We start from the raw sequence: 12,419 nt of genomic DNA, 5'->3' as shown, positions 1-12,419 counted from the left end.
AGAAAGCCATGAGCAAAACCATCATTGATACTTCAAAAATGTCCGAAGGTCAGCGCGCCGCGCTGGAAATGGCCGAGGACTCTCGCGATACCCGTGAGATCTCAGGCTTTGCCGGACCACTTTTCTTAGGTGAAGCAGATTTCTCCAGGATCGCACCCTTCCCAGCCCAGTCAGCCAAAGATAAAGAAGAAGGCGATGTCTTCCTCAAAAAACTAAGCGACTATCTGGAGAACCATACCGATCCGGACGAAATCGACCGTACAGGTGAAATCCCGGATCAAGTCTTCAAAGACCTTGGTGAAATGGGAGCCTTTGGTATTAAAATCCCCAAGGAATATGGAGGACTGGGACTTTCCCAGACCAACTACTCCAGAGCTGCCATGATCCTGGGAGCACATTGCGGTAACCTCACCGCCCTGCTCTCGGCTCACCAATCGATTGGTGTACCTCAGCCTCTCATCGTCTTCGGGACAGAGGAACAGAAGAAAGAATATCTTCCCATCTTCGCCAAAGGCGGTGTCTCAGCCTTCGCCCTTACTGAGGAGAAGGTCGGCTCCGACCCGGCTAAAATGGAAACCACGGCGACTCCTACCGAGGATGGAGAACATTTCATCCTCAATGGGGAAAAACTCTGGTGCACCAACGGTCTGAAAGCCTGCCACATCGTGGTCATGGCCAAGACGGCAACCCCTGAAAAACCCTATGCCACTACCGCATTCATCGTGGATGTTGACTGGCCTGGGGTAGAGATCGTAACCCGCTGCCATTTCATGGGACTGAAGGCGCTGTACAATGGTGTGATCCGCTTTACCAATGTCAAAATTCCCCGCAAGAATATCGTCCACCAAGAAGGAAAAGGACTCAAAGTAGCGCTCACCACCCTGAATACTGGGCGCCTCACTCTCCCTGCCGCCTGCGCCGGTCTTCTGAAACGCTGTCTGGATATTTCACTACGCTGGTCAAGCACCCGTGAACAATGGGGAGCCCCCATCGCCAAACATGCCGCCATCGCAGGTAAAATAGCCGACCTAGCTGCCGATGCTTTCGCCACCGAAGCCATGGTACTCTACGTATCCGCTCTGGTAGATCGTGATAAGAAAGCCGACATCCGGATCGAGGCGGCCATGGCCAAGCTCTGGGGTACTGAGGCTGGCTGGCACGGTATCGACCAGACCATGCAGATCAAAGGCGGGCGTGGCTACGAAACAGCGGACTCCCTCAAAAACCGGGGTGAGGTTCCCGATCCGATTGAACGCCTGATGCGCGACTCACGCATCAACACCATCTTTGAGGGCTCTACTGAAATCATGAAGCTCTTCATCGCTCGTGAGGCACTGGATCCCCATCTGCGCCGAGGGGCGGCCGCCATCGATACCCGTAAACCCATGTCTGAGCGTATACCAGCCGCACTCAAAGCAGGCATGCACTACTCGCTGTGGTTCCCTACGCGCTACCTCCCCTTTGCCAAAGGTATCCCCTCAGACATGCATCCTGATTTGGCAAAAAACTTGAAGATGATCGCCAAGTGGAGCCGCAAGCTCTCTCGTGCGCTCTTCCTCGCAATGGCCATGAATGGCCCCAAGCTTGAGAAGCGCCAGTTGTTGCTTGGCCGCTATGTTGATATCGCCGCTGAGCTTTTCGCCATGTCATGCGCCTGCTCACAGGCGGACTTCTTGCTCAAGAGCAAGGACAAGGAGGCGGAAAACGCCTTATCTACCGTGAATTATCTCTGTTCACGAGGTGACACACGGATCGAGACACATTTCAGAGAGGCAAAAGACACCAAATCTGAAAAATCTGGCTATAAGCTAACCCAAGCACTGACAAAGAATAGCTAGACTCAAGTCGGCCTAGTATGACACGAGCCTCAATTACTGCATTGCCAGCCTGATTCACGCTACTCTATTGTCCGTAGCGAGATGAGTAGATTAGTACGGATGACACTTCTGGCGATGATATCAATGGCGTCTACCGCCTTTGCCGGTCATGTGTATGAAAACTTGAGCTACGGGGACACCAGAGAAACCGTCACCAAGAAACTTCTGGCCTGTCCACGCTTAGAAGTCACGGTGCCTGAAACCATGTTTGGCCGCGTCGGCCTCAATGGCTCATTCAAGATCAAGAAAGACCTCAATGGTCTCAAGTTCTCCCTCTTTTTCGACTGGGATGAAACTGGCGGACTGAAGGAAGTCACCTTGCGCTCAGAAGATGTCGGCCCTTCTGATTACAACTCTAAGCTCAAAGAGTACTACTCAGATGCCAGTGATCTGATTACCCGTATCTACGGATCACCAATCATGTCCAATGACATGCCTCCCCGCAAAGACATCAATCCTGGCGCTATCATGAACTCCCACTTATGGCATCCAGGAGAAGGTTCACTCATGCTTGGCGTAGCTCACGCCAAGGATAAATACTATGTCTCCATTCGATTCACTTCCAAAGTGATCAAGCCTGTGAAAACAGAAAACTGATCTTCAAGCACTTCTGGTGACGGACTCGCTTTCACTAGCTCTACACGAGCACTTTGGCCATAGCCACTTTCGCCCTCTCCAGCGCGAAATCATCGAGTCCCTCCTGCAGGGGAATAACACCCTAGCCATCCTACCTACAGGCGGTGGTAAATCTCTCACTTACCAACTCCCCTCTCTTCTTCAGGACGGTCTCACGATTGTCATCTCCCCTCTCCTCTCACTGATCAGAGACCAGACTGAGGCTCTGAACCGGAAAGGAATTCATGTAGCGCGTTTGGATTCCACCCAGTCAACTGAAGAGAAAAACGAGGTCATTCAAGAGCTCAAATCCGGCAAGGTAAAGCTCTTCTACACCTCCCCGGAATCACTCGCTCGCCCAGATTTGCTAGAATCACTCAAATCTATAAACATCTCTCTGATCGCTATCGATGAAGCTCACTGCATTTCTGAGTGGGGTCACTCGTTCAGACCTTCTTACCTCTATCTACCCAAACTCATCCGAAAGCTTAAGCCTCAAGCGGTACTCGCGCTCACAGCGACGGCTACAAAGAAAACAGCATCCAGTATTAGGAAACTCTTTAAGATCAAACAATCGGAGCAATTCAGTTCCTCCCATAGAAGAGCCAATCTCCAGTTCCGCATTGTACCGACTCTCACTGACAGCAAGAAGTCGCATTTGTTAGAAGCTCTTACTAATCCAGCAAAACTCCCCGCAGTAGTTTATGTGATGCGGCAGGAACACTGTGAGGAGATCGCTCATTTCCTCTCCTCTCACGGACTAAATACCCGTTCCTACCATGCAGGTTTGAACAATGAGGTGCGCAACAAGATTCAGGACGCCTTCTTGAAGGATGAAATCGAAATCGTCGTGGCCACTATTGCGTTTGGAATGGGCGTCGACAAAGCCAACATCCGCTCCGTCATTCATTACCACCTTCCCAAGTCGCCAGAAGGCTGGATGCAGGAAAGTGGCAGAGCCGGGCGTGATGGCCTAGAGAGCCACTGCCTGCTCCTCGCCTGTCAGGACGACACTATCCCCCTGCAGAATTTCACGGAAGCCAAGCGAGTCTCCAAGACCACTCTCACAAATTTCCTGACAAAACTCTACTCACAGGGAAAGCTAGCCAAGATTTCCCCCTATCATGCTCGCGTACAGCATGATATCCAGTCCAGCGTGATGGATATCACCCTTGCACACCTTGAGATCAAGGGGCATCTCCAGTACAAAGAATTCTCCTGGCGCTACATCAAACTCTATCCCCTCTATGGACGCCCAGACAGCCTGGAGTCCTACCCGCCCAAGGTGCGCAAAGCATTGCAGCATATCCTGAGTTTGGATGACAGATACGATACACATTGTAGCCAAGAGGACTTCGGTATTTCCACCACCGTACTCTGGAAACACTTGCTCTGCCTTCAGCAAAGCGGCTCCTACAAACTGATGAAGAGTGGTTGGTTATGGCACTTTGCGATCAAGAACCCTGAGACTGATCTAGAACTGATGACCGACGAGCTCTTCACCACACTGGATACACAAAGAAACCAAGAAATCCTAAAACTCCAGCAGGTCGTCAAGATTGCTAACTCTACCAGCTGCCTTCCTAACCAATTGGCTAAATGGTTCGGTGAGAAGGTATCAGATCCCTGCGGTGTTTGCTCTTCCTGCAAGGGGGAGAAACGTCCACGTAAACTCCCTCACTCCAAACTTCCTGAGCTTTCAGAGACTCAGCTGAGTATTCTTCATGAGTTGATTGAGCATCCCAAGAAGCGCTTCAAAACCAATCAGCAACTCACCCGTTTTCTATGCGGGATAGGGAGCCTGTATCTGAGACACTACTGGCTGAACAAGCACAAGTACTTCGGCTTGCTCTCTGAGTATCCTTACGAGGATGTACTAGCCCATGTGAGGGCTAGCCTAAATGCCCACGATTAATCCTCCTTGTCATCTCCTAGCAGCTTATCTAGAGCAAAATTAAGGAGCTTTTTCTTGGCGTATTCCTTTGCCATTTTTTCCGTATCCGGAAGCCTCGTGATCAGCTTGACCTTTGGTTTTGACAAGGCTCCATGAGTCTTCACCTGCAAAGTCAATCTGCCCTCGACGAACACTTTCTCCAGGATCTCCTCATGGAGCTTGGCCCTCAGTTCTTTGGGAACAAGGTCTGTAATCGTCGAAAGGTGCTTGCTGACAAAAGCGCTTTCAGACTCACCAGCCATCAGGAGAACACCGAAACTGTGTTGCTCCGTGCCAGACTCAAACCAAGAACCTCCATCTAGTGCCAGCTCCCAGTCACTCATCACCAGTGAAACTGGCTCATGTAGATCTACTTTTCCTTTCAGATAGCTAGCCTTGATTTTCTTGCTTCGTCCAAAGGTCAGCTGCTCAGGTAGCACCTTCACCTTTAGCCCCAATTTGCCCAGCGTATCAGTCACCTTCCAGACTTCCTTTACGTAAGGCACCTTGGTGCTGACATAGGATGAATCATCGATTTTAAAATCCACATCTGCATCTGGCTCCAGGTCTCCTGTGGCCGGATCAAACAGTTTCACTCTCGCTGGTCCCTGTAGTGCAATCTGGCCAAATTTCACCCGTTCATCCTCGTTTGAGAAGACTTCCATCTTCGCAGCAAACTGGAGCTTAGCCTCATTGACCTGCTCGAGAGAGTTTGGATCTACCCTGATATCTGATAGATCTACATTTAGATCCGACCCTTCAATCACCAGGCCTGTTTTTTCGATGACCATGGTGAATGAGGTATCCTTAACAATCAGCTGCTTCAGTTCGGTCACAAAGTCTTCGTTTTCCTTGGCGTTAAAGCTCTTCTCCTTCTCGCGTCTCTCACGCTCCTTCTTCTCCTTTGGCGGCTCGGCGAAGAGCTTCTCGATATTCAGCTCGCCTTCTTCATTCATCACCACCTTGGTGTGAGCACCTGTCACCTCCAACTTGCTAACATTGATCTTTTTGGAAATCAGCTCACCGAGTGACACATCAAAACTAATCTCCTTCACCTTGATTTCACCATCCTCAATCTTAGGTCGTTCATCATGAGGCACTTCATCCTGAGCATACACGTCTCTCTCAGCAATGATCACGTTTGAGATCGTTACCGTTGCTGGGCTCGATAATAAATTCACCTCTAAATCACCAATCTGAATCCGGCTATCGATGGAGGATTCAATTTCTGCCACCAAATAATTCTTCGTCAGAAAAATGTTAGACGCCACAACCAGCGCCACGATCAACAGGATCACCACACCAACCCCAATCTTGAGCCACTTCTTCATGACGTCTATATATACCAGCCATGTAAAGCTGTCCCAGATTTCTTCACTCTCCAAAACAGAAAAAGACCTCTCCGCCATCAAACAGAGAGGCCTCCCATTAAAGATATTCTATTGAGGATTAATCGTCGGTGTATTTCTTGTGACCCTCCTTCTTGCTGTCCTTGATCTTTGTCATGGCAGCCTCAATTTTGGCATCATCTTTTTCCAAGTAAGCAATCTCCAGCTCACAAAGAGCAGCGTATGCCAAGCCCAGCAGGCGGCGGGAATCTGCGAGAGCCTTCTGTTTTTCTACCCCATCTGGCATATCCTTCACCATGCTTGCCTGCTGAGACATGGACTTAAGAAGCGCTTCGTGAGCTTCTCTGACGAGCTTTGCGCCTCCCTCGTAATCACCTTTCTCGATCTTACGAAGAGATTTAAGAGCACTACCAGTCTCCTTCATGTCCTTCTCCATTTGAGTGTGCTCTTCTGCCACTACGGAGCAAGCCATTGCACCGGACAACAACAGACCGGCCATTAGTGAGGAACTAAAATATTTTCTCATACTGGTCACATACACTTCCAGAAAAGCTTCCCTGTCAAGTTCCTGCCCCGATTTTGAAAGTAATTCGCTTCATGGTGGATGAGTTCTGTCCAAATCTCGTGTAAACCCACGCTTGAAACTTCACCGCCCACTCTTCAAACTCCCGATCCAATGGCAGCCAACAAAGAAAAGAAGCTCACTCCCATGATGGCACAGTACGTCTCCATGCGACGTTCCTTACCTGAGGATGTGATCCTGTTTTTCCGGCTAGGAGACTTCTATGAACTCTTCTTTGAGGATGCCAAACGGGCTGCCTCCGTACTCAATGTGGCCCTGACCAAGCGCCACGACGTCCCCATGTGCGGTGTACCCCACCACGCAGCCCAAGGCTATATCGCCAAGCTGATCAAAGCCGGCATCCGCGTGGCCATCGGCGAGCAGACCTCCACTCCTGTCCCTGGTAAACTGGTCGAGCGCGAAATCTCCCAAATCATCTCCGCGGGCACGGTCGATGACATCAACCTGCTCGACGATACACGCCACAACTATCTGGCAGCCATTTGCCAAGTCGGAAAGAAATGGGGACTGGCCTGCGCAGACCACACGACGGGCGAATTCAGCGTCGCGGAATTTCCTGATCGTGCGCAGCTCGAGGATGAACTCAAGCGCCTGTCCCCGTCTGAGATTATTGTTCCAGATGATCAGGCTGACAGCCTTGGCCGAGTCGCCTCCTGTCTCCCATACGATTCCTACGCCTTCATCCCAGACTCGGCACTCATCACCTTGAGGGATCATTTCAAGGTTCAGTCTCTGGCCGGCTTCGGCTGTGACGGTTTGACGGCAGCCACCGCAGCAGCTGGTGCCATTCTGCATTACCTCGTCCACCAGCTACGCCGCTCCTGTGATCACCTCCGTGGGCTCTCGGTGCGCAATCCCTCCTCCCACGTTCTGATTGATGCAGCTTCCCAGAACAACCTCGACCTGGTGGAGTCCCGCACAGGCAAGAAGCATACCTTACTCGGTGCCCTTGACCGCACCTCTACCCCGATGGGTGCTCGCAAGCTCCGCGATTGGATTCTTCACCCGCTTCGTGATCTTGAGGAAATCACCGCTCGCCACGACCTTCTCGAAGCCTTTCTGGCCCAACCTTATCTCCTTTCCCAGTGCCGCGATACCCTGAAAAAGATCCGCGATATCGAGCGCACCACTGGCCGTCTTTCCCAGGGCAGCGGCAACCCGCGTGATCTCCAGTCCTTGGGTCTCTCACTGGCCCAGATTCCAACCCTGAAAGAAGATCTCACTGCCGTGGCAGCCAATACTGAGCTTGCCGCACGCTTACTCTCCAAAATCGAAACCTTCGACGACCTCGTCGATCTACTGGAACGCGCCATCGTTGACGAGCCTCCCGCAAAATTGACCGACGGTGGTATCATTCGTGATGGATACAACGACGCACTGGACGAATTTCGCTCCGCGTCTCGCGATGGCAAAAAATGGATCGCCCAACTCCAGGAATCCGAACGCCAGCGCACCGGCATCGACACCCTGAAGATCAAGTTTAACAACGTCTTCGGCTACTTCATCGAAGTGACCAAAGCCAAGGCCGGCCTCGTCCCCGAGGACTACACCCGCAAACAAACCATGGCTAATGCCGAGCGCTTCATCACCCCCGAACTCAAAGAGGTCGAGAACAAGGTGCTTGGAGCCGAAGAGCGCAGCAAGCAACTGGAGATCGATGAATTCGCCAAGCTACGCGCTCAGGTCTGCGAACACCTCGACGAACTGCAATCCACTGCGGATGCTTTAGCCACCTTGGACGTCTTGTTAGGTCTGACTGAAACAGCCCAGCTCTATAGCCACACCAGACCAGCCATCGACCAATCCAACAAACTGGAAATCGTTGAGGGCCGTCACCCGGTACTTGAGCAGACTCTCGTGGAGGAAAAATTCGTCCCCAATGACACCTTGATGGAACCAAAGGACGCAAGACTCTTGATCCTCACCGGCCCCAACATGGCAGGTAAATCCACCTACATTCGTCAAGTCGCCCTCATTACCTTGATGGCTCAGATTGGAGCCTATGTTCCGGCAGAGTCCGCTCATATTGGCATCGTCGACCGGATCTTCTGCCGTGTCGGTGCTTCTGACGATCTTGCCCGTGGTCAATCCACCTTCATGGTGGAGATGAACGAGACCTCACTCATCATCAACAACGCTACGGAGAACTCCTTGGTTATTCTTGATGAAATCGGTCGCGGCACCGCCACCTTCGACGGTCTCTCCATCGCTTGGTCCGTAGCGGAGCATTTGCACGACGAGATCAAGGCCCGCACCCTCTTCGCCACACACTACCACGAGTTAACCGATCTTTCTAACACCCGAAACGGTGTGGAGAACTACAACGTCGCCGTCCGAGAATGGAACGACGACATCATCTTCCTCAGAAAGATCCTCCCCGGTACAGCTGATAAATCCTACGGTATCCAAGTGGCCAAGCTCGCAGGCCTCCCCGCTTCCATCGTCAATAGAGCCAAGGACATCCTCTCCCACTTGGAGATGAATTCCTCCAAGCCTGAAGCCAAGAAAAAGCCAAAGGCCAAGAACACCCGCGCGAATATGCCTGTGGCAGACTCGCCGCAGATGGACCTGTTCTAAGAATTATCCTTGTTCAGTGGAAAAGCTCTTCACCACTGCCTCTACCAAGCCTGGAATATTATGCTCTTCGGCCTCAACGTCGGCAGGCTTGCCGATGACATTGAGTGTCGCGCTGGTGATAGGCCCTATACTTGCGACCTTGCAGCCTTCCGGCCAAGGGAGGCTGAGAGCGAAGAAATGCTTCGCAGCTGATGAGCTCACGAAAGTCACAAGATCAGCACCCTCCTTTTCAAAACGTTCTTTGGCACCAGTCGGGTCCTCAAATTCAGGCACGGTCTTGTAGGCGATACATTCATCCACAATCGCCCCGAGAGCTGTAAGTCCTTCCACGACGGTATCACGGGACTCCTGCGGACGCACCCAGAGGATAGTCTGGTTTTCCACACTCTCTTTCTCCGTAAAGGCTTCTACAAGCCCCTCGGCGACGTGTTTGTCAGGGATCAGGTCAACGGCAAGACGGTACTCATTCACCTTCTTGGCGGTACCTGGACCAACAGCTGCGATACGCACACCACCAATGCTACGAGCGTCATCATAGACACTGAAGAATGCCTCAAAGAAACGCTCCACCCCGTTCGGACTAGTGAAAACGAGCCAGTCGTAGGTATGGGCTGAACCCACACACTCAGCAAACTCCCGCTTATCGTCAGGATGCTCGATCTTGATGGTCGGAATTTCTAACACATCAGCCCCCAGCTCTTCGAGCTGCCTGCTGAGTTCACTCGCCTGAGAGCGGGTGCGTGTCACAACAATCTTCTTCCCAAACAAGGGACGACCTTCAAACCAATTGATCTTATCTCTGTCTTTCACAACGTCTCCAATTACCGCCACTGCTGGCGCCTTAAAATTCTTTTCTTCCGCAATGTCCGCGATAGTCGCCAGTGTGCCATCCACGCTCGTCTGGTTACCTGTGGTCGCCCAACGTACTAAGCCGATCGGTGTCTCTGGTGCAGCACCATACTTCATCAGCTCATCGCAAATCTCACGCAAGCGGCGCATCCCCATCAGGAACACCCTGGTTCCCGGAGCCTTTGCCAGCTGCTCATAGTCCAGTCTGCTCTCCCCTCTGGTCGGGTCTTCGTGCCCGGTAAAAATGGTTAACTGAGAGCAATGCTCGCGGTGCGTCACTGGAATCCCTGCATAGGCAGGCCCAGCAATCGCCGAGGAAATGCCTGGAACGATCTCGAATCGTACTCCGGCATCCGCCAGCTTGGCAGCCTCTTCACCACCACGACCAAAGATCAACGGATCTCCACCTTTCAGGCGAACCACTATCTTTCCTTCCTGAGCTTTCTGCACAATCAGCTCATTGGTCTCATCTTGAGTCAAAGCGTGATCATCAGCGCGCTTACCCACATAAATCAGCTCACACCCTTCCTTCGTCCAGCGTACAAACTCAGGTGAAATCAAGGCATCGTAAACCAGCACATCGGCCTTTTCGATGCACTCCTTGGCTTTCAAGGTCACCAGCCCCACATCACCGGGACCAGCGCCTACCAGATAACAGATGCCTTTGCTTTTCATTTTAAAGAGTCGAACAGCTCCCTAGCTACCACAAGTGGAGCCCCAGCGTCACCTGTAACCTCTGCCATCTTAGGCTCTCCAGTCTCGTCTCCTTCTGGGAAAACGATGCCATTCATCTTGATCGTATCACCAGAAAGCTCCGTGCTCACGCCGACTGGCGTATGGCAACCACCATCCAATAGACGCAGGAATTCACGCTCCGCCACTATGCGGGTCATGGTCGGTTCATGGCAAATAGCCTTGGCGTAGGCTGCAGAACTTTCGTCTCCTTTACGGACTTCCAGAGCCACGGCACCTTGACCTGCGGCAGGCAAGAACTTGTCTGGAGCAATCAAGGCTCCGTAGACATCACCTTCATCTGTGCTCATCTTACCCTCAGGATCGTATCCCAGACGCTTGAGTCCAGCCTGCGCCAGAAGAATGCCATCGAATTCCTCACTGGCTGCCAGCTTCTCCAAGCGAGTCGGAACGTTACCTCGGATATCGCAAACCTTAAGATCCGGACGCAACCACTGCAGCATTTTCTGACGACGTACAGAACTGGTAGCGACTGTAGCCCCCTGAGGCAATGCATCCAGACCGCCGGGCTGCTTGGTCACCAGCACATCTGCTACTGGAGCACGCTCAAGTACAGAGACGATCTCAAACGTATCCTCCAAGACTGTGGGCACATCCTTCAGGCTGTGCACGGCGAGATCAATCTCTCCGTCGATGAGCGCTGTTTCAAGCTCCTTGATGAAAACTCCTTTATCGAAAACACCCTCCACCTTGGCTACCTCGCTCAAAGACACGTCCGTGCGGCGGTCACCTGTCGTCTTGATAACTTTCCTGACAATCTCCGTGTCTGGGAAGGCTTCCCTCAGCAGGCCTTCTGTCATTTCCGCCTGCACCAGCGCCAGGGCGCTACCACGTGTACCTACTACGAGGCGCTTCGCTTCATTACTCATTATCTCTGAATTTCCTTAAATTGTTCAACTTCCTCCTCGATGATGGTCTCGCACAGCCTCACCTGCTCCTCACGTTTATTCATGTTCTCTGCCACTTGCTGCTGCAAGGTATCCAGGTCATAGAGGTAAACCTCTTCGATCTCGCCAACGGCGGAATCGATATCACGCGGCACGGCGATATCGATCATAAACAGTGGCCTGTATTTGCGGGCACGGCGTACCGCCTCGACATGCTTGGCAAGTACCACTGGTTCAGTAGCCCCGGTCGATGACACGACTACGTCTACCTTGGCCAAGCCTTTTTCCCACTCATCAAAGCTGAAGGCTTCACCATTCAGCTCCTGGGCGAGATCCTGAGCCTTATCAAAAGAACGGTTGGTCACATAAATCTTCTTCGCCCCCCTCTCGGCCATGCGCTGGGCTGTCGTGCGACTCATGTCTCCTGCGCCAATCACCATGATCTCGCTGGACTTGAGATTTCCAAAAATCTTCTCCGCGAGGTCCACGGCTACGCTGCCCACGCTGGTCTGGCCTTCCTGAATGGAAGTCTTGGTACGCACTTTTTTGCCAACTCCAAATGATTTCTGGAACAGCTTGTTGAGCAAACCACCAGTCGCCGATGAATCCAGCGCCTGCATGTAGGCCTGCTTCACTTGACCAAAAATCTCATTCTCCCCCAGCACCATGGAATCCAGGCCACTCACCACACGGCAGAGGTGCTTGGCCACATCCAGCTGGGATTTCTTGTAGAAATGGCTCTCATCCTCGCGGGATAGCTTGAATCCGCTGGCTAGATAGCCTTTGACTCGCTCCAAAGCTGGCCCAGCCTCATCAGCCACGAAATAAACCTCCATCCGGTTGCAGGTAGACAGCACCACAGCCTCGTTCACCCCTGGAAGCTCTACCAGCCTTTGGCTTGCTTCCCCCAGCTTATCACCAGGCACAGCGAAGCGTTCCCGCACTTCCACGGGCGCCGTCTGATGATTCAGTCCCAAACAAATCAAATCCATCACT

General features: G+C 52.2%; 9 protein-coding genes. 4 read left to right on the top strand and 5 right to left on the bottom strand.

Translation table 11 applies throughout. The features are described from left to right. Positions 1-8: 8 nt before the first annotated feature. The 3 genes from BUB27_RS06945 (at position 9) to BUB27_RS06935 (ending at position 4,407) form a co-directional block, all read left to right on the top strand. The gene (locus BUB27_RS06945; protein WP_143158842.1) at positions 9-1,838 is read left to right on the top strand and encodes an acyl-CoA dehydrogenase family protein; all 1,830 of its coding nucleotides are present in this window, start codon (positions 9-11) and stop codon (positions 1,836-1,838) included. A gap of 81 nt (positions 1,839-1,919) precedes the next feature. Continuing rightward, complete coding sequence (locus tag BUB27_RS06940) at positions 1,920-2,474, top strand: hypothetical protein (protein ID WP_143158841.1); 555 nt, start codon at positions 1,920-1,922, stop codon at positions 2,472-2,474. Between the two features lie 16 nt (positions 2,475-2,490). Then, entirely contained in the window at positions 2,491-4,407 is a 1,917-nt protein-coding gene (locus tag BUB27_RS06935; RefSeq protein WP_143158840.1) for a RecQ family ATP-dependent DNA helicase, read from the top strand. On the opposite strand, the gene BUB27_RS06930 is transcribed toward BUB27_RS06935, so the two are convergent. Then, positions 4,404-5,756: an AsmA family protein gene (locus BUB27_RS06930; protein ID WP_143158839.1), complete on the bottom strand. Its 1,353-nt coding sequence runs from the start codon at positions 5,754-5,756 to the stop codon at positions 4,404-4,406. The two genes, BUB27_RS06935 and BUB27_RS06930, sit on opposite strands and share 4 nt — an antisense overlap. Positions 5,757-5,874: 118 nt before the next feature. Further along, positions 5,875-6,300 (bottom strand): hypothetical protein, encoded by a 426-nt coding sequence (locus BUB27_RS06925; RefSeq protein WP_143158838.1) that lies wholly within the window; start codon positions 6,298-6,300, stop codon positions 5,875-5,877. Between the two features lie 150 nt (positions 6,301-6,450). On the opposite strand from BUB27_RS06925, the gene mutS reads away from it, so the two are divergent. Further along, entirely contained in the window at positions 6,451-8,934 is a 2,484-nt protein-coding gene (gene mutS, locus BUB27_RS06920; RefSeq protein ID WP_143158837.1) for a DNA mismatch repair protein MutS, read from the top strand. A 3-nt stretch (positions 8,935-8,937) separates the two neighbouring features. Here the strand turns inward: mutS and cobA are convergent, their stop codons facing one another. The 3 genes from cobA to hemA are packed head-to-tail and all read right to left on the bottom strand — an operon-like array spanning position 8,938 to position 12,415. Then, positions 8,938-10,458, bottom strand: a complete 1,521-nt coding sequence (gene cobA, locus BUB27_RS06915; protein WP_143158836.1) for a uroporphyrinogen-III C-methyltransferase — start codon at positions 10,456-10,458, stop codon at positions 8,938-8,940. After that, a complete protein-coding gene (gene hemC / locus BUB27_RS06910) occupies positions 10,455-11,405 on the bottom strand; it encodes a hydroxymethylbilane synthase (protein ID WP_143158835.1) in 951 nt (316 codons plus the stop codon). The genes cobA and hemC overlap by 4 nt, the downstream gene beginning before the upstream one ends. Further along, positions 11,405-12,415 (bottom strand): glutamyl-tRNA reductase, encoded by a 1,011-nt coding sequence (gene hemA, locus BUB27_RS06905; protein WP_143158834.1) that lies wholly within the window; start codon positions 12,413-12,415, stop codon positions 11,405-11,407. The genes hemC and hemA overlap by 1 nt, the downstream gene beginning before the upstream one ends. Positions 12,416-12,419: the final 4 nt, after the last annotated feature.

Origin of the sequence: Rubritalea squalenifaciens DSM 18772 (assembly GCF_900141815.1) — a bacterium.
Taxonomy (GTDB): Bacteria; Verrucomicrobiota; Verrucomicrobiia; order Verrucomicrobiales; family Akkermansiaceae; genus Rubritalea; species Rubritalea squalenifaciens.
Note: the sequence above shows the minus strand (reverse complement) of the source record. Positions and strands in the feature narration are given on the sequence as shown.